16 protein-coding genes are annotated in these 17,503 nt (G+C 66.1%); 4 read left to right on the forward strand and 12 right to left on the reverse strand.

Translation table 11 applies throughout. The annotated features are described in order from the left end of the window. Nucleotides 1-2: 2 nt before the first annotated feature. From ACN0RC_RS11765 to ACN0RC_RS11795, 7 genes are all read right to left on the reverse strand, one after another. Nucleotides 3-824: a shikimate dehydrogenase gene (locus ACN0RC_RS11765; RefSeq protein WP_417511923.1), complete on the reverse strand. Its 822-nt coding sequence runs from the start codon at nucleotides 822-824 to the stop codon at nucleotides 3-5. 4 nt (nucleotides 825-828) lie between these two features. Then, the gene (mltG, locus tag ACN0RC_RS11770; RefSeq protein ID WP_417511925.1) at nucleotides 829-2,232 is read right to left on the reverse strand and encodes an endolytic transglycosylase MltG; all 1,404 of its coding nucleotides are present in this window, start codon (nucleotides 2,230-2,232) and stop codon (nucleotides 829-831) included. 2 nt (nucleotides 2,233-2,234) lie between these two features. Then, entirely contained in the window at nucleotides 2,235-2,708 is a 474-nt protein-coding gene (ruvX, locus tag ACN0RC_RS11775) for a Holliday junction resolvase RuvX (RefSeq protein WP_417511927.1), read from the reverse strand. After that, complete coding sequence (gene alaS / locus ACN0RC_RS11780) at nucleotides 2,705-5,365, reverse strand: alanine--tRNA ligase (RefSeq protein WP_417511929.1); 2,661 nt, start codon at nucleotides 5,363-5,365, stop codon at nucleotides 2,705-2,707. Before alaS ends, ruvX begins: the two co-directional genes overlap by 4 nt. Before the next feature lie 65 nt (nucleotides 5,366-5,430). Beyond that, the gene (locus ACN0RC_RS11785; protein WP_417511930.1) at nucleotides 5,431-5,619 is read right to left on the reverse strand and encodes a hypothetical protein; all 189 of its coding nucleotides are present in this window, start codon (nucleotides 5,617-5,619) and stop codon (nucleotides 5,431-5,433) included. A gap of 105 nt (nucleotides 5,620-5,724) precedes the next feature. After that, on the reverse strand, nucleotides 5,725-6,354 hold the full coding sequence (gene rpsD, locus ACN0RC_RS11790) for a 30S ribosomal protein S4 (RefSeq protein WP_417511932.1): 630 nt from the start codon (nucleotides 6,352-6,354) through the stop codon (nucleotides 5,725-5,727). Between the two features lie 190 nt (nucleotides 6,355-6,544). Next, on the reverse strand, nucleotides 6,545-7,876 hold the full coding sequence (locus tag ACN0RC_RS11795; protein WP_417511934.1) for a replication-associated recombination protein A: 1,332 nt from the start codon (nucleotides 7,874-7,876) through the stop codon (nucleotides 6,545-6,547). An 86-nt stretch (nucleotides 7,877-7,962) separates the two neighbouring features. Here ACN0RC_RS11795 and ACN0RC_RS11800 point away from each other — a divergent pair, with 86 nt between their 5' ends. Together ACN0RC_RS11800 and ACN0RC_RS11805 are read left to right on the forward strand one after the other, a co-directional pair. Next, nucleotides 7,963-8,250 (forward strand): hypothetical protein, encoded by a 288-nt coding sequence (locus ACN0RC_RS11800; protein WP_417511936.1) that lies wholly within the window; start codon nucleotides 7,963-7,965, stop codon nucleotides 8,248-8,250. A gap of 142 nt (nucleotides 8,251-8,392) precedes the next feature. Further along, entirely contained in the window at nucleotides 8,393-9,304 is a 912-nt protein-coding gene (locus ACN0RC_RS11805; protein ID WP_417511938.1) for a formate/nitrite transporter family protein, read from the forward strand. Between the two features lie 64 nt (nucleotides 9,305-9,368). Here the strand turns inward: ACN0RC_RS11805 and ACN0RC_RS11810 are convergent, their stop codons facing one another. The 5 genes from ACN0RC_RS11810 to nirB are packed head-to-tail and all read right to left on the reverse strand — an operon-like array spanning nucleotide 9,369 to nucleotide 15,318. Continuing rightward, the gene (locus tag ACN0RC_RS11810; RefSeq protein WP_417511940.1) at nucleotides 9,369-10,058 is read right to left on the reverse strand and encodes a sirohydrochlorin chelatase; all 690 of its coding nucleotides are present in this window, start codon (nucleotides 10,056-10,058) and stop codon (nucleotides 9,369-9,371) included. Beyond that, nucleotides 10,055-11,188 carry a uroporphyrinogen-III synthase gene (locus tag ACN0RC_RS11815; RefSeq protein ID WP_417511942.1) on the reverse strand — a complete coding sequence of 378 codons (1,134 nt, stop codon included), beginning with the start codon at nucleotides 11,186-11,188 and terminating at the stop codon, nucleotides 10,055-10,057. The genes ACN0RC_RS11810 and ACN0RC_RS11815 overlap by 4 nt, the downstream gene beginning before the upstream one ends. Beyond that, nucleotides 11,185-12,417, reverse strand: a complete 1,233-nt coding sequence (cobA, locus tag ACN0RC_RS11820; protein ID WP_417511944.1) for a uroporphyrinogen-III C-methyltransferase — start codon at nucleotides 12,415-12,417, stop codon at nucleotides 11,185-11,187. The genes ACN0RC_RS11815 and cobA overlap by 4 nt, the downstream gene beginning before the upstream one ends. Nucleotide 12,418: 1 nt before the next feature. Next, nucleotides 12,419-12,793: a nitrite reductase small subunit NirD gene (gene nirD, locus ACN0RC_RS11825; protein WP_417511946.1), complete on the reverse strand. Its 375-nt coding sequence runs from the start codon at nucleotides 12,791-12,793 to the stop codon at nucleotides 12,419-12,421. After that, nucleotides 12,790-15,318 (reverse strand): nitrite reductase large subunit NirB, encoded by a 2,529-nt coding sequence (nirB, locus tag ACN0RC_RS11830; RefSeq protein WP_417512103.1) that lies wholly within the window; start codon nucleotides 15,316-15,318, stop codon nucleotides 12,790-12,792. The genes nirD and nirB overlap by 4 nt, the downstream gene beginning before the upstream one ends. 243 nt (nucleotides 15,319-15,561) lie before the next feature. Between nirB and ACN0RC_RS11835 the strand changes: the two genes are divergently transcribed. Then, a complete protein-coding gene (locus tag ACN0RC_RS11835; protein WP_417511948.1) occupies nucleotides 15,562-16,914 on the forward strand; it encodes a DUF349 domain-containing protein in 1,353 nt (450 codons plus the stop codon). 51 nt (nucleotides 16,915-16,965) lie between these two features. Then, nucleotides 16,966-17,502 carry a hypothetical protein gene (locus ACN0RC_RS11840; protein ID WP_417511949.1) on the forward strand — a complete coding sequence of 179 codons (537 nt, stop codon included), beginning with the start codon at nucleotides 16,966-16,968 and terminating at the stop codon, nucleotides 17,500-17,502. Nucleotide 17,503 lies beyond the last annotated feature (1 nt).

The following is a 17,503-nucleotide window of genomic DNA, read 5'->3' on the forward strand; positions in this document are numbered from 1 at the left end:
CTCTAGTCTCCCACGTACGCGGATCGCATTTCGTCACGCACTCGCGCTTCGTCATCAAGCGGGCGCAACGGGTCGCCATGCAGGAACACCCGCACCTGACGGAGCGCCTGATGCAGCAGCATCTCGGAGCCGGAGACGACCCGTCCGCCGTGCCATGCGTCGGCCAATGCAGAGGGCCAGGGCTCGTATGCCACCTCGAAGAGATCGCCGCCGGACTCAGCGAGTGCGGCGCTCACGGAGGCATCGAGAACAGTGCCAGAGGGCAGGGTCGCGATTGTCAGATCGACCGCTGGTCCGGTGGTGTCGAGCCCGGTGACCTCGACCCGCACCCCTAGCCGCTCCCCCAGCGCCCTGAGTCCTTCTGCACGCTCGGGGCGTCGTGCGCGCACCTCGACTCGGGACGCGCCGCATTCAGATGCCGCAACGAGCGCGGAAGCCGCTGTGGCCCCGGCTCCCAGAATGCGCACGGCCGCGAACTCCGCGATTGCGTTCTCTGCCAACGCATCGAGGATGCCGCCGACATCGGTGTTGAACCCCTGCGACTCTGGGCCCAGCAGCATGGTGTTCACCGCACCGGTCAGTTCGGCATGGCGGTCACGCGAAGAGGATGCCGCAAAGGCAGCTTCTTTCAGCGGCATCGTCAGAGACAGTCCTCGCCAGGTCGCATCGAGTGCGCTCAATTCGCCGCTGAAACGCTCGGCGCTCACCTGCCTTCGCCCGTACTGCCAGTCCAGTCCGAGCGCATGATAGGCCGCGGCGTGCAGTGCCGGCGATCTGCTGTGCTCGATCGGATCGCCCCAGACCTCGAGACGGTGACGCGTCATGGCGTCAGCATCCCTCGTCGGGGTTCGCCTGACACCACTGATGCCACTCCTTGATGGCAGCCTGGTGCTCTTCGTAGGTGGTGGAGAAGACGGTCTCTCCGGTGTGCGGGTTGATCGTCACGAAATACAGCCATGGGCCGTCTGCCGGGTGCATCGCAGCCTCGGTAGCCGCGTCGCTGGGGCTGGCGATCGGGCCGATCGGCAGCCCTTCATGGACGTAGGTGTTCCACGGGTTGTCGTCGAACTGCGCCTCCTCAGAGGTGCTCAGCACACCGGCGTGAAGTTCGCCGTAGCCGTACTGCGACGTGGAGTCCATCTGCAGCTTCATTCCGTCGTCGAGACGGTTCTGAATGACGCGTGAGACCTTGGCGAAGTCATCCGTTCGACCTTCTCGCTGGATGACCGACGCGATGGTGAGGATCCGCTGCTCGTCGCCTGCGGCCACGCCGGCCGCGCTGAGCGACTCGCGGGTGCGATCGACCATGCGGGCGATCACCTGCGTGGCGGTCGCTTCCGGGTCGAAGGTATACACGGCGGGGAAGAGCCAGCCTTCGAGATCCGCAGCTGCCACGCCATAGACGCTCGGGTCGGCGACGGCGGCCTGTAGCTCTTCGAGAGGAATGCCGACTCCCTCGGAGATGAGCGGAAGCGAGGAATCGACTGTGCCGCCCTCTGCGATGGCCACGGTGTTCTCAGACTTGTTCGCGGGATCCTGAAGAGCCTCGAGAGCGGCCGCTGCCGTCATCTTCTGCTGCAGTGTGTATACGCCGGGGTAGAACGTGAATGCGATGTTCTCATCGACGAGGTAGTCGTAGAAGACGCCGTCGGTCCGTGTCACACCGGCCTCGAAGAGCGCCGTCGAAACGTTGGATCCGGTGTCGCCCTCGCGAATCGTGACGGTCGCTTCGCCGGTGGCGAGCCCCGCCTCCCAGTCTGCGGGCGGACCCCATCCCATGACATCCCTGATCTGATCGCCGTAGGTGTTCATCACCCAGAACCCCGCACCGACGGCGCCGCCGATCAGTGCCAACACGATGATCAGCGCAACGAGACAGCCTGTGCGGCGCTTCTTGCGACGTTTGCCGCCGGATCCCGTGCCGTCGTCGTCTTCGGCAGCGAAGAGGTCGTCGAGTGTGGCGGCGGGCTTGTCTCCTGCCGCTGGAGTCGGAACGGGAGCGTCCTCCGCAGGGAGTGCGTCACCAGAGTCCGCCCGTGGTGCGGCAGAGGCATTCTCCACATGCGAGGTCCTGCGAGCCTGCTGCGTCTGCTCGCGCATCGCTCGGCGCGAGCCGGGCGTGGGGGGTGCGGAGTTCGCTGCCGGCGCCTGATGAAGCGGCTCGGGAAGATTCGCGAACAGATCGTCAGACAGGCCCTGCGACTTCTGCTCGCGGTGCTCTCGTTCGGGCATGCTCAGATGGGCTCCTCAGCTCGCGGAACCAGAACACCTGCCGGGCTGCCGGTGCTCTTCTCCGTGTCGATCGCGTGCTGCAGCAGAACCACCGCGGCGACCTGATCGACAATGCTACGAGAATTTCGCTGTGTTCTGCCAGATGATCGCAGTGCGGCGTGTGCGGACACCGTGCTCAGACGCTCGTCCATCAGCCGTACCGGGATCGATGTCAGCTCCTGCAGCGCCGCTGCGAACTCGCGGGCATCCGCCGTGGACGGCGTTTCCGCGCCCTGCATGTTCACCGGCAGACCGACGACGAACTCCAGCGGCTCGTACTCGCTCGCGATCTCTGCGATGCGCGCGAGCGAAGCATCCGAACGCGGCACCGTCTCGACGGGGACCGCGAGCATCCCGTCGGGGTCGCACCGCGAGATGCCGACGCGGGCTTTACCGACATCGACACCGAGACGGACCCCCCGGCGAAAACCAGTCACGCGCTGCGCAGGTCGGTCGTGATCGCCTCGAGTGCGGCGCCAAGGGATGCCGCATCCGTACCGCCGCCCTGGGCAACGTCGTCACGCCCGCCGCCACCGCCACCCAGCACGGAGGCTGCGCGCTTGGCGAGCACACCCGCCTTGGCACCGGCTGCACGGGCAGCCTCGTTGGTCGCGACGACGACGATCGGCCGTCCTCCCGCGATACCGCCGAGCGCGACGACCGCAGCGTCGGCGCCGAGGCGCTCGCGCACGCTCAGCGCGAGACCGCGAACGTCGTCGCCGGATGAGACTTCACCCACCGACACCGCAGCGACACGGTATGCACCCACGCGCTGGGCCGCCTCGGCGATTGCCGGGACCCGACCCTCGCGCTCCTTCGCCTCGAACTGCGCAATGCGCTTCTCGGCGGCCTTCAGATTCGCGGCGATCTCGGCGATGCGTTCCGGCAGCTGCTCGCGAGGGGTCTTCAGCGAGGAAGTCAGCTGCGAGACGATCGCGCGCTCTGCAGCCAGCTCGCGGAATGCGTCCTGACCCACCAGCGCCTCGATGCGGCGGTTGGATGCGCCCACTGAGGACTCCCCCACCAGGCTGACGATGCCGATCTCAGAACTGGATGAGACATGCGTGCCGGCACACAGCTCGCGAGACCATGGTCCGCCGATGTCGACCATCCGCACGACATCGCCGTACTTCTCGCCGAACAGCGCCATCGCGCCCGCTTCTCTGGCGTCGTCGAGGGAGACGATGCGCGTCGTCACCTCGAGAGCGTCCTGGACGGCGCGGTTGGTGATGTCTTCGATCTCGGTGCGCGTGTCTGCAGAAAGAGGCTGCGACCAGGAGAAGTCGAACCGCATGTAGCCCGCGCGGTTCAGCGAACCCGCCTGCGTCGCGCTCGATCCGAGGGTGTCGCGGAGAGCCGCGTGCACCAGGTGCGTTGCAGAGTGCGCCTGACGCGCAGCGCGACGGTTGGCGGCGTCGACCACCGTCGTCGCACGATCATCGACGGCGACGCTTCCTGTGCTGACCTGGACCGTGTGGCTGATCAGGCCGGGAACCGGCTTCTGCACGTCGAGCACTTCGAGCTCGAACCCGGGGCCGACGATCATGCCCTTGTCAGCGACCTGGCCACCGGACTCGGCGTAGAGGGCAGTCTCGGCGAGGATGATCTCGGCCACGTCGCCCTCGGAGGCTGTGGTGACAGGGTGCCCATCGATGAGAATGCCCAGAACGCCGGACTCGGCCTCGAGGTCGGTGTAACCGGCGAATGCGGTCTCTCCGAGTGCGCGGAAGTCGCGGTACACCGAGACATCGGCGAGCTGGCGACGACGGCTCTTCGCATCCGCCTTCGCGCGGGTGCGCTGCTCGGTCATCAGCTCATCGAACGCGCCGCGATCAACGCTCAGCCCCTGCTCCTGGGCGATCTCGAGCGTGAGGTCGATCGGGAAGCCGTACGTGTCGTGCAGCAGGAACGCCTCAGAGCCGGCAAGCGTCTGCGTTCCGGCCTTCTTCGTGTCGCCGAGCGCGAGATCGAGAATGGTCGAGCCCTGCGCGAGAGTACGGAGGAAGGTCTCCTCCTCGGCGACCGCCAGGGACGAGAGACGATCCCACTCAGTCTCGAGCACAGGGTAGGACGCCTTCATCGCATCGCGCGACGCGGCGAACAGCTCAGGGAACGTGGGAGCGTCCACGCCGAGAAGGCGCATCGAGCGCACTGTGCGGCGCATGAGGCGGCGCAGGATGTACCCGCGGCCATCGTTGGCCGGCTTGACTCCGTCAGAGAGCAGCATGAGAGAGGACCGCACGTGATCTGCGATCACGCGGAAGCGGACATCGTCCTCATGCGAGACGCCGTACTTGCGGCCCGAAATCTCCATGGCGCGGTCGAGAACCGGTCGAACCTGGTCGGTCTCGTACATGTTCTCGACGCCCTGCTTGAACATGGCGACGCGCTCGAGACCCATTCCGGTATCGATGTTCTTCTTCGGGAGGGGTCCCGCGATGTCGAAGTCGACCTTCGAGCGCACCTCGGAGAGCAGCTCCTGCATGAAGACCAGGTTCCAGATCTCCGTGAAGCGGTTGTCGTCGACGATGGGTCCGCCGTCGCGACCGTAAGCCGGTCCGCGGTCGATGTAGATCTCGGAGCAGGGACCAGCGGGTCCGGGCTGACCGGTGTGCCAGTAGTTGTCTTCCTTGCCCATGCGCTGAATGCGCTCGGCGGGGAGGCCCGCGATCTTCTGCCAGAGAGCGGCTGCTTCATCATCGGTCTCGTAGACGGTGACCCAGATGTCCTTCTCGGCGAAGCCGAGGCCGCCATCGGCCTCGGATGAGGTCAGCAGCTCCCAGGCGTAGCTGATGGCGCCCTCTTTGAAATAGTCGCCGAAGGACCAGTTGCCCAGCATCTGGAAGAACGTGCCGTGGCGAGCGGTCTTTCCGACCTCTTCGATGTCGTTGGTGCGGATGCACTTCTGCAGGTCGGTCGCACGAGGAAACGGCGCAGGGAGCAGCCCCTGCAGGTACGGCACGAACGGCACCATGCCGGCGATCGTGAACATGACGGTGGGGTCATCGCTCACGAGAGATGCCGAAGGCACAACGGTGTGACCGTTCTTCTCGAAGTAGGAGAGATAGCGCTGCGCGATTTCCGCGGTTTTCATTTGGGTACGGCTGTCCTTGTGTCAGACGGACGGATGCTCCGCGGGATGCGGCATCCGGGAGGTGATCAGTTCTCGCGGAGCTCGATGAGACGGGCTTCCTGTTCACGGTACGCGTCCGAGAGGATCGCGGTGAAACCCGTGATGCGCGCGTCGACCTCTGCGAGAAGGTCGTGTCCTCGCGGGTCCTTGTTCATGAAGTGCGCGGCGACGAATCCGCCGATCACGCCGATCAGGAACCACAGAAAGCTCTTCATGTCGTCATCCTCATCATCGGGCCGCGGCACGCGGCCTTTCCATCGTAGGCGGAAACGGCAGAAGGCGCCGGGATCTCTCCCGGCCCCTTCTGATGAAACGCTGTATCAGCGAGCCGCGTAGTACTCGACGACGAGCTGCACTTCACAGGTCACGGGGACCTCAGCGCGCTTCGGACGACGAACCAGACGGGCCTGCAGCTTGTCGAGCTCGACCTCGAGGTAGCCGGGAACCGGGGGAAGCACTTCGGCGTGACCGCCGGCTGCTGCCACCTGGAAGGGCTCGGTACCCTCGCTGCGCGGCTTGACGTGGATGATCTGACCCGGCTTCACGCGGAAGGACGGGCGGTCGACGAGCTGGCCGTCGACCATGATGTGACGGTGCACGACCATCTGGCGAGCCTGTGCCGTGGTCCGGGCGAAGCCCGAACGGAGCACGAGGGCGTCCAGACGCATTTCGAGCAGCTCGACCAGGTTCTCACCGGTCAGGCCGTCGACGCGACGTGCCTCGTTGAACGCGATGCGCAGCTGCTTCTCGCGGATGCCGTACTGCTCGCGCAGACGCTGCTTCTCACGGAGACGGACGGCGTAGTCGCTGTCAGCCTTGCGCTTGGTGCGGCCGTGCTCACCCGGAGCGTAGGGACGCTTCTCGAGGTAGCGGGCAGCCTTCGGGGTGAGGGCGATGCCGAGGGCGCGGGAGAGACGCACCTTGCGGCGGTCCTGGGACTTCGTAACCACGAAGTATTCCTTCCGATGACGTGGACGTGTCTTTCACGTCTCACGGACGTATCTCGACGCTCTGCCTGATGCGCGCACGCCGGGGCGCGCAGAAGGTGGGGTGTGAACGTAGAGATGCCCGAAAACTGTGTTTCGAGCCGCTCAAGTCTAACAGACCGGGTAACACGCGGTTTCTGCGCCCGCTGCAGGGTCAGCGACCGTCGAGGATCCGACGAATGCGCTCGAGCCGAGCGGAGACTTCGCGCTCTGCGCCCAGTGCCTTGGGCTGGTAGTAGCGACGGCCCTGCAGCTCGTCGGGGAGGTACTGCTGAGTGACGATGCCGAGGTCGTCGTCGTGCGGATACTTGTAGCCCTTGCCGTGTCCGAGCCGCTTGGCCCCGGCGTAGTGGGCATCGCGAAGGTGCAGCGGCACCCGACCGAAATTGCCCGCCCGAACGTCGGCGATCGCGGCGTTGATCCCGGAATAGGCCGCGTTGGATTTCGCTGTGGTCGCGAGGTAGACCGTCGCTTCAGCGAGCGGGATGCGTCCTTCGGGCATGCCGATGAAAGCGACCGCGTCGGCTGCCGCTGTTGCGATGACCAGTCCTTGCGGGTCAGCGAGACCGATATCTTCTGCCGCGGAGATCACCAGACGCCGAGCGATGAAGCGCGGGTCCTCCCCTGCTTCGATCATTCGGGCGAGGTAGTGCAGCGCGGCATCCGGATCTGAACCGCGGATGGACTTGATGAACGCACTGATCACGTCGTAGTGCTCATCGCCCTGACGGTCGTAGCGCAGCAGCGCCCGATCAACCGCCTGTGCGACGTCGTCGGCCGTGACGACGCTGCCATCAGCGCCTTCTTCGGCCGTCGACACTGCCACTGCTGCGGCCGCTTCGAGACCGGTGAGCGCACGGCGCGCGTCACCCGAAGCGAGGCGCACGAGCGCCGCGCGCGCGCCGTCTTCAACGGAGACGCTGCCGTTGAGCCCACGTGCGTCGGTCGTCGCGCGGTCGATCAGAAGTGCGACATCGGCATCGGTCAGAGGCTGAAGAGTGAGAAGCAGAGACCGCGAGAGCAGCGGCGAGATCACAGAGAACGAGGGGTTCTCGGTTGTGGCCGCGATGAGGATGACCCAACCGTTCTCCACCCCTGGCAGAAGAGCATCCTGCTGGGCCTTGGTGAACCGGTGGATCTCGTCGAGGAAGAGAATCGTGGTCTGGCCATACAGGTCGCGCTGGGTGATCGCTTCTTGCATCACCTCACGGACGTCCTTGACTCCTGCCGTGATCGCAGAGAGCTCGACGAAGCGTCGGCCCGACGACCGGGCAATTGCCTGCGCCAGAGTGGTCTTGCCGGTGCCTGGCGGACCCCACAGGATGATCGAGACGGCGCCGGGCGATGCGGCATCCGGATCTGCCAGCGCGACAATGGGCGATCCCGCGCGCAGCAGGTGCTGCTGGCCCGCCACCTCGTCGAGCGAGGTGGGGCGCATCCGCACGGCAAGGGGCGTCTGTCCCGAGAGCAGCGGAGCGGAGGTCATACACCCAGGCTAATGCTCACCGGGGACAACGCTCACCGGTAGGCTCACCTGTGGCGCGGACCCCGCGCGCCGTGGGAAGGATGATGATGGCGAGTCGTGGATCGAAGGACGCCCAGCGTTCGAAGGCCTCTGCCGAACGCGCACGGATTTACGCAGCGCGGACCTCGTGGCATGAGGGCCAGATCAGCCGCCGAGTACGTGACAACACGATCGCTGCCGTCATCGGAGGGCTGATCATCGTGGGTGCCATCGTCAGCCAGTCCGTCCACGCGGCTGTGACCGCCCCTGAGCCGGAGCCGAGCGAGGCTTCGACTCCCGCGGTCGTCGAGAACCCGTTCGCGGACCTGTTCCCGGTTACGACGCCGACCGAATAGACGAGATCTCACACTCCTGATGCGCGTATGTGAGCGCTTCGCTCCACAGCTGTAACGCAAGACGCCTCTGCCGGAAACGCCGGTGAGTCACGCTGAATCTCATTCAGCATCCGAACTCGCCCGTTCTCTCTGGAGGTTGCCCGTGTCCTACATCAAACCCGCCGAACTCGTCACCCGCATGGTTGACGCCGGCGCCTACAAGATGCAGCTGTCCACACGCGACACGCTGATCCGCTCGTTCATGGCAGCCGCATTCCTGACCATCGGTGCGGCGTTCGCCGTGACTGTCTCCACTCAGACCGGGCAGCCGCTGCTCGGTGCACTGCTGTTCCCGATCGGCTTCGTCATCCTCTACCTGTTCGGCTACGACCTGCTCACCGGCGTCTTCACCCTCGGGCCGCTCGCCGTGCTCGATCGTCGCCCAGGCGCGACGGTGGGCGCGATGCTGCGCAACTGGGGACTGGTCTTCCTCGGCAACTTCGGCGGCGCATTGCTCGTCGCCGTTCTGATGGCGATCTACTTCACGTACGGGTTCTCCACGGCCCCCAGTGCCGTCGGCGAAGCGATCAGCGAGATCGGGCACGGACGCACCGTCGGATACGCTGACCACGGCGCTGCGGGGATGCTCACGCTGTTCATCCGCGGGGTGATGTGCAACTGGCTCGTCTCCACCGGTGTCGTCCTCTCGATGGTCTCCGACAACGTCATCAGCAAGATCGTCGCAATGTGGCTGCCGATCATGCTGTTCTTCTACATGGGCTTCGAGCACTCGGTCGTCAACATGTTCCTGTTCCCGTCGGGTCTGCTCCTGGGCGCGGACTTCACGATCATGGACTACCTGATCTGGAATGAGATCCCCACTGTGCTCGGAAACCTCGTCGGGGGTCTGCTGTTCGTCGGCCTCCCGCTGTTCATCACCTACGGCCGCCCCGCTGCCCGCCGCGTTCGGAAGTCCGCCAAGCTCAAGAACCTGGCAGCAGAACCGGTAGCCCCCGTGGCCACCGTTGCCCTCGCGAAGCACGACGCGGAGCGTGAACCGGTCAGCGTGAGGTGACCTGATAGCGCGAATGCCCCGGTGAGATTGACGCTCACCGGGATATTCGCGTGTGTGCGGTTGTTCAGACGAGAGCGGATGCTTCGCTGAAACGCTCTGCGATCACGGCTGCGATGCGCGCGTCTGGCCCGAGCGGAGCTGTCACAAGATCTGCGCCGGACGCGCGGACGAGCCCGGCGAAGAATCCCGGAGCGAGCACATGGCTCGCCGCAATCACTCGTGCCGCTCCGGATGTGCGGGCCGCAGCGACAGCGTCGCTGACACGGGGAACGGATGCTGAGGCGTAGCCCACCGTCAGCGGCACGGGGATGCGAGCCTGCAGCAGCTCCGCGACCATCTCGACTTCGCGGGCAGCATCCGGGTTACTGGAACCGGCCGCGGCGAGCACGACGTGATCTCTGTGCCTCCACCAGGCTCCCACCGTCTCGACAAGTCGATCCACGAGCACCTCGGTGATGAGCGGATGCGTGCCCAGAGGCGCGGTCTGCTGCACGTTCGGGTGAGCGCCCACCGCCCGACTGATGTCGATGGCGGTGTGGTATCCCACCGAGAGCAGCAGCGGAACGACGACGACATCGCCGTTCGCGGCCTCGAGAGCCAGGACCTGCTCGAGCCGCGGCTGCTCGACATCGACGACTGCATGAGCCACGCGCATGCCGGGAAGCAGCGCACGCACCGCATCGACCAGCGAGCGCACCGCCTCCTGTCCGAACGGGTCTGCTGTTCCGTGAGAGCACGCCACGAGCGTCGTCATCTGGGCTCCTCCACTGCGAGTCGGTATCCGCGTTTGACCACGGTCTGGACGATGTCGATGCCTCGCAGTGATTCGCGCAGGCGCGCCACGGCCATCTCAACGGCGTGTGCACCGCGTCCAGCGCGCACGGACGCGGCCGCGATCTCATCTCGGGAGAGCACTCCGCCCCGGGCGTCGAAGAGCGCACTGAGGGCGCCGGCCGCGGTGCGGGAAAGCGGAATGAACGTCCCCGCGACCACCACGCCTCTGCTGCGCATGGACACTCGGCCCGCGCGAGTGGGCAGGGACGGCGCGCTTCCCTGCTCGCTGAAGTAGCCGATCGCGCAGCGTGCGAGCGATCCGAGTCGTCCGCGATCGGCGACGGTCGTGCGAAGCCCCGCGTCTTCCAGGACCGTGGCGGTGATCGGCCCGACTGCACCCAGCAGCAACCGCCCGCGCACGGCACGGTCGCGGATCGCTGCCGACGCCGAGAGTTCCTCTGCCACACGCAGCCACGCCGCGGCGCCGGGTGCGGAGGTGAACAGCACGCCGTCCACCTCCCCCGAAACCGCTTGAGCAACGGATCGGTCGACGACCCGACGGTCCGGAGGCGGCCCCCAGCGATAGACGACGAGAGTTGTCACATCGGCACCGCGAGAAGTCAGCAGAGCATCGAGCCCGTTTGCGCCCGAGCCATGGTGCTGCACGGCGATGCGCATGCCTGCAATCGACATCGTGAGCAGGTACTCGCCCACTTCCGCAGCCGTCTCCGTCTCAGCGACCCAGTCCGCGACGAAACCCGCCTGCTGAATTGCGCCGTGTGCTTTCGGACCGCGTGCGATGAACAGCGTATGGCTGAGTGCCGCATGCAGGTCCTCGGCCAGTCCGTGCTCATCAGCAGCATCCATCCAGCCGCGAAACCCGACTCCAGTGGTGACGACGATGATGTCCGGTGGATCGGCGATCACCTCTGCCGTGCGGCGCATCAACTCCTCGTCATCTGCGTTCGGCACGATGCTCAGCGCCGGTGCGCGATACGCGGTGGCGCCATGACGCTCCAGGGCGCTGGCGAGGTCCCCCGCACGTCGGTCGGCCACCACGACGATCGTGCAGCCGGCGAGAGCCAGATCAAGGTGTTGCACCGGACTCACCGAGCGGTCTCATTCAGCTGCGGTTCAGGGATCAGCAGGCCTGCCCTCGCAACCTCTCCGAACACGATCACGGCGGGGTTGCGCACACCGACGGCTGCCACATCGTCGAGCACCTCACCGAGTGTGGTGTGCGTGGTGCGCTGCTGGGCAGTGTGCCCGTTCTCGACGATCGCGATGGGAAGATCGCAGCTGATCCCCTGGCCGCGCGCGGCGCGCACCACCTTCGGAAGCACCCCCACCCCCATCAGCATGACCGTCGTCACCTCGGGATCGGCAAGCGCACGCAGAGTCGTGGCCGATACCTCGCCCTGACCATGTACGAGGTGCATTCCGGATGCCGTGCCGCGGTGGGTGACCGGGATTCCCGCAGCCTGCGGCACCGAGATCGCGCTGGAAGTGCCGGGCGTCACGTCTACGGCCACGCCCGCGCGACGGCATGCGAGGACTTCTTCACCGCCACGCCCGTAGACGAAGGGATCTCCGCCCTTGAGCCGGACGACGCGGCGCCCCGCACTCGCGTGGGACACCAGGAGCGCGTTGATCTGCTCCTGCGGCACCGGATGATGATCTGGGCGCTTGCCGACGTCGATCACGAGCACATCCGGGTCGAGTTCTGCGAGTACTTCCGCAGTCGGACCGAGACGATCAGCGACCACGACGTCGGCCTCTGCGAGCAGGCGACGCGCGCGCACGGTCATGAGGTCGATCGGGCCAGGCCCGCCGCCGATGAGATCGACCCGGCCCGAGGCGCTCTTGCGGCGCCGCCGCAGCGGAATGCGTCCCGACACCAACATCGCATCGATCGCATCGCGCACTCCGACAGCTCGTTGCGGGTCGATGCCCACATCACTCGCCACGCCGACGACGACATCGCCGGACGCCGTCTGCGCCGTCATGCGTGCGCTGCCGCGTGCACCGTCGGAGGCGTTGATGCACAGCGCTCTGCGCTCATCACACGCGACCACCACCGCACGATCGACGGCGCTGTCTCCGGTGGCGGTGTGGACCAGCCATGCGTCGACCACATCGTTCGGCGCGAAGTCGCGTTCGAGCCACTCGAGGTCGTTCTCACGGATGATCGCGGCGGTCTCCGGCGCAAGACGCGGTGCGACGACGCGAATGAGAGCGCCTTCACCGAGGAACCGGATCAGTCTGCGCGCGGTGACGCCTCCTCCGCCGACGAAGAGCACCTGTCGACCGGTGAGCGAAAGTCCCAGGAGCATGGTCATCTCAGTGTTCCTCTCGAGCGGTGGAAGCCGGCAGGACGAGGTGCACATCGCCATCCTCGAGATGCACCTGCCAGACCTGAAGATCGGCCTGAGGCTTCCCCTGCGTCTCGACGCACGCACCGGTGCGCAGATCGAATACCTGCTTGTGCATGGGCGATGCGACGGTGGGCGCGTCTTTGCGCGTGCCCACGATGCCGCGAGAGATGACGTTCGCGTCGCTGAACGGGTCGAGATTCGACACCGCGTGCACGCTGCCGTCTCGCAGCAGGAACAGTGCAACCTGCTCGTCGCCGATCAGCGCCGCACTGCCTCGTTCGGCGGTGAGGTCGCCGATGCTGCACACGCGCACCAGGGCGGGGGCGAGAACCGCGCTCATCGGAGCACCTCCAGAGTCGTGCCGGCGATGAGCACGCCGGAGTCATGGCGCTCTGACTGCGATGCCGGACGAACCTGACCGCGCGTCGCAACGTATCGCAGTGACGGGTCCGGGGTGTCTTCGGCATTGATGAAGGAGTGGAAACGGGCGAGCTTGTCCGGATCCCGGAGCGTTGCTGCCCATTCGTCCTCGTAGCCGCTCACATGGCGAGCCATCGCCGCATCCAGATCCGCGCAGATGCCGAGGCTGTCATCGAAGATCACCGCGCGCAGTCCGTCGAGTCCTCTCTCGAGATCTTCGCACCAGGGCGCTGTGCGCTGCAGACGATCAGCGGTGCGGATGTAATACATGAAGAACCGGTCGATCGCGGTGATCAGCTCGTCATCGGTGAGGTCTGACGCGAGCAGCTCTGCGTGACGAGGCGAGAAGCCACCGTTGCCGCCGACGTACATGTTCCATCCGGTCTCTGTGGCGATGACCCCGACGTCTTTCGAACGCGCCTCGGCGCACTCCCGCGCACAACCGGATACCCCGATCTTCAGCTTGTGCGGGGCGCGAAGGCCCCGATAGCGAAGCTCGAGCGTGACGGCCATCCCGACCGAGTCGAGGACGCCGAAGCGGCACCAGGTCGATCCCACACAGGACTTCACGGTGCGCAGCGACTTGCCGTAGGCATGGCCGGATTCGAAGCCCGCGTCCACCAGGCGCTGCCAGATCAACGGCAGCTGCTCCAGACGGGCGCCGAACATGTCGATGCGCTGACCGCCGGTGAGCTTCGTATAGAGCCCGAAGTCCTCAGCGACCTGCCCGATCACCATGAGACCGGCGGGAGTCACTTCGCCCCCTGGCATCCGCGGAACGACCGAATACGTGCCGTCCTTCTGCAGGTTCGCCATCACATGATCATTGGTGTCCTGCAGGGCGGCGTTCTCACCGTCCAGCACGTGGGCACCGACAAGAACCGACAGGATGCTCGCCAGCGCGGGCTTGCAGATGTCACAGCCGCGGCCGCGCCCGAAGCGCTCGATGATGGCGCTGAAAGTGCCCAGCTCCGACACCCGCACCGCGTCGAAGAGCTGGCGCCTCGACATATCGAAGTGCTCGCAGAGTGCATCCGAGACCGTCTGGCCGAGGCTCGTGAGCTCCTGGCTGACGATCTTCTTCACCATCAGCACGCACGAGCCGCAGGTCGCCCCCGCCCTGGTGCACGCCTTCACGCCTGCCGCATCGGTGCAGCCATCGTCATGCACCGCCTGCCTGATGCGCCCTGCGGTGACATTCGCGCAGGAGCACACGACCGCCTCGTCTGCAAGCGCACTGCCGGGCGCTTCGACTCCTTCGGAAGGCAAGAGGTAGGCAACAGGATCCGCCCCCAGCCGCGCTCCGATCAGGGGCCGCAACTCGCCGTAGGCGCTCGTATCCCCGACGAACATGCCACCCAAGAGCGTCTGTGCGTCGTCCGAGAGCACGAGTTTCTTATAGACGCCTGCGACAGGGTCTGCGTACACGACATCGAGCGCGCCGGCCGTGCGCGCGAAGGCATCACCGAAGCTCGCAACGTCCACGCCGGACAGCTTCAGCTTGGTCGACTCGTCGTAGCCGGCGAACGCTGCGTCGCCGCCGGTGAGCCGGGTGGCCGCAATCTCGGCCATCGCGTACCCGGGAGCCACGAGTCCGACGCTTCGTCCATCGAAGCTGGCCACCTCGCCGATGGCGCTGATGAACGGATCGCTTGTGCGGCACCGGTCATCGATCAGCACGCCTCCTCGCGGGTCCACGCGGAGCTGAGCCGCACGTGCGAGTTCATCCCGCGGGCGCACGCCGACGGTGAAGATGACGATGTCTGCGGCGTGCATGCTGCCGTCTTGGAATTGGATTGCACCGACGCATCCGGATGCATCCGGATCGAGCCGCGTGGTTCGCGAGTCGGTGCGTGCGGTGATGCCCCGAGACTCGATCAGCCGGCGCAGCATCTCGCTGCCACCGCCGTCCAGCTGAGCGGACATGAGACGGTCTGACGACTGCACCACGGTCGTGTCGACGTCGAGGCTCTGCAGGGCTCCAGCAGCCTCCAGCCCGAGCAGTCCCCCACCGATCACCGCTCCGCGCAGAGCTCGACCGAGCTGACTGGTTCGCCGCTGCACGAAGTCACGCACGGCTTGCACGTCGTCAAGAGTCCGATAGACGAAGCATCCGGGCAGGTCGGCGCCGTCCACCGCGACGCGCGCTGCATAGGATCCGGTGGCGAGCACCAGCTCGTCATAGGCGACGACCGCTTTTGACTGGGTGATCACGGTTCTGGCGGACCGATCGATCCGTACGCCCCGGTCTCCGAGCATCATCGTGACCCGTTCGTCGTCCAAGGGCTCCCGTGCGAGCGTCAGTTCGCTCGGGGTCACACCCGAGAAGTAGCTGGTGAGGCCGACGCGGTCATACGGCAGACGGCGCTCCTCGCCGATCACGGTGATCTGCGTGTCTTCGTCCGCGCAGCTGACCAGGCTCTCCACGAAGCGGTGCGCGACCATGCCCGCTCCCACTACGACAATCCTCTGCGTGCTCACAGTGCCTCCCACCGGTAACGATTGACCAGACGCTATGAGCGCAGTGTTTCGCTGAGTGGGCGCACCCTGTTACGCGCAGCGAACGTTCTTCTCACAAACCGATAACGGTCGCGTGAGATCACTGCATCCGCGGGCTGGCCCCAGGCGTACTAGGCTGAGCGAAGTCCTTTCCACCCTCACGCGGGCTGACCGCGCAAGGAGCACATCGTGTCTGCAGCCGAGACCCCCAAGCCCACCCCGCCCGTTCCCGCGCCTCCGCGCATCCCGATGCCACCTCGCGCATCGGCGCCGGTCGCAGCCCCCGTGGCCGCGGCTTCCCCCGTGGCTGCGGCCGACTCCGCTGAGTGGGGCCGTGTCACTGACGACGGCGTCGTCGAGGTTCGCGAAGGCGATCAGTGGCGCGTCGTCGGTCAGTACCCCGACGGCACGCCTGAAGAGGCACTCGCCTACTTCGTCCGCAAGTTCGACGATCTCGCTTTCAAGGTGCACACGCTCGAGCAGCGCCACCAGTCGGGTGGTGCCTCGGCAAGTGATCTGACCAGCCAGGCAGGCAAGCTCGTCACCGAGGTGACCGATGCTGCCGCTGTCGGCGATCTCGCATCGCTGAACGCGCGATTGAGCGCTCTCACCGAGACGCTCGCTGAGGCACGCGAGGCCGAGGCCAAAGCGGCCAAAGAGCAGGTCGACCAGGCGATCGCCGAACGCACGGTCGTCGTTGAGGGCATCGAAGCAGTCGCCGCTCGTGACCTCAGCAAGGTGCAGTGGAAGCAGGTCACTGAAGAGGTCAACACGCTCTTCGAGACCTGGCAGTCCCAGCAGCAGAACGGTCCACGCCTTCCCAAGGGCATCTCGCAGCAGCTGTGGAAGCGATTCCGCGATGCTCGCTCCGTCATCGACAAGAACCGTCGCACGTTCTATGCCGAGCTCGATGAGACGCACAAGTCTGCGCGTGAGCGCAAGAACACGCTGATCGAGCGCGCTGAGGCCCTCGCGCCGAAGGGCGTGGACGGAATCCCCGCGTACCGCAACCTGCTCGAGGACTGGAAGGCCTCCGGTCGTGCCGGCCGCAAGGCTGATGACGCCCTGTGGGCTCGCTTCAAGGCTGCCGGCGATGCTCTGTACGCTGCTCGCGCTGAGCAGTCCGCCGCAGAAGAAGCCGAGTCCGCACCGAAGATCGAAGCACGCAAGGCGCTCCTCGAAGAGGCCAAAGCCGTCGCTGACGAATCGAACATCAAGCAGGCGCGTGCGCTGCTCACGAAGATCCAGCGTCAGTGGGACGAAGTGGGCCGCATCTTCCCGCGTGACCAGGAGCGTGCTCTCGATGACAAGCTCCGCGCGATCGAGCAGGCGCTCAAGTCACGCGAAGAGGTCGACTGGAAGCGCAACAACCCCGAGACGAAGGCGCGTGCGAACGACATGAGCCAGCAGCTGCAGGACGCGATCGACAAGCTCGAGAGCGAACTGGCAGCAGCTGAGAAGTCCGGCGATGCGAAGGCCGTCAAGGAAGCAGCTGACGCTCTGGAAGCACGTCGCGCTTGGCTGGGCGCCCTCGGCAACTGACGTTATCCACAGCAGCCCCGAGAAAGGGCCGCAGCGCGGCACACTGAAGGTGTGCATTCATCGCTGCTCTTCTTTCCCGGGGCTCTGCTGTCTCAGCCCGAACTGAATTCGGCGCGCCTGGATGGTCTGCTGATCGAGGTCGGCGACGGCTACATGCCGCCCGATCTCCCGGAGGATGCACCCGCGCGCGTGGCTTCGCTGGCGCCGATCCTGGTTCCGGGCTATGCCCTGAGCGGTCCGACGGCGGCGTGGGTGCACGGCACGGGGAATGCTCCCCCCGCGCGCCACCACCTGCAGCGTGTATCTGCGCGCCGCCAGCGCGTGCATGCTCCGCGCGGAGTCGTGCTCCACGATGTGCTTCTTGACGCGGACGACATCGAAATCGTCGGGCGCACACCTGTCACCACTGCGCTGCGCACTCTGACTGATCTTGCTCTCGCGGCCCGTAGTGACGACGCCGCCGCGCACTGGATGCGATGCCTTGCAGATAGCCGACGCGATCTCCTCGCTCATGCGATCGCGCACGTGGAATCCCGACCGCGCCTGCCAGGCAAGCTCGCGGCGCTATCGATGCTGAGGAGCGTGTGAC

Source organism: Microbacterium sp. (genome assembly GCF_048259935.1).
Taxonomy (GTDB): domain Bacteria; phylum Actinomycetota; class Actinomycetes; order Actinomycetales; family Microbacteriaceae; genus Microbacterium.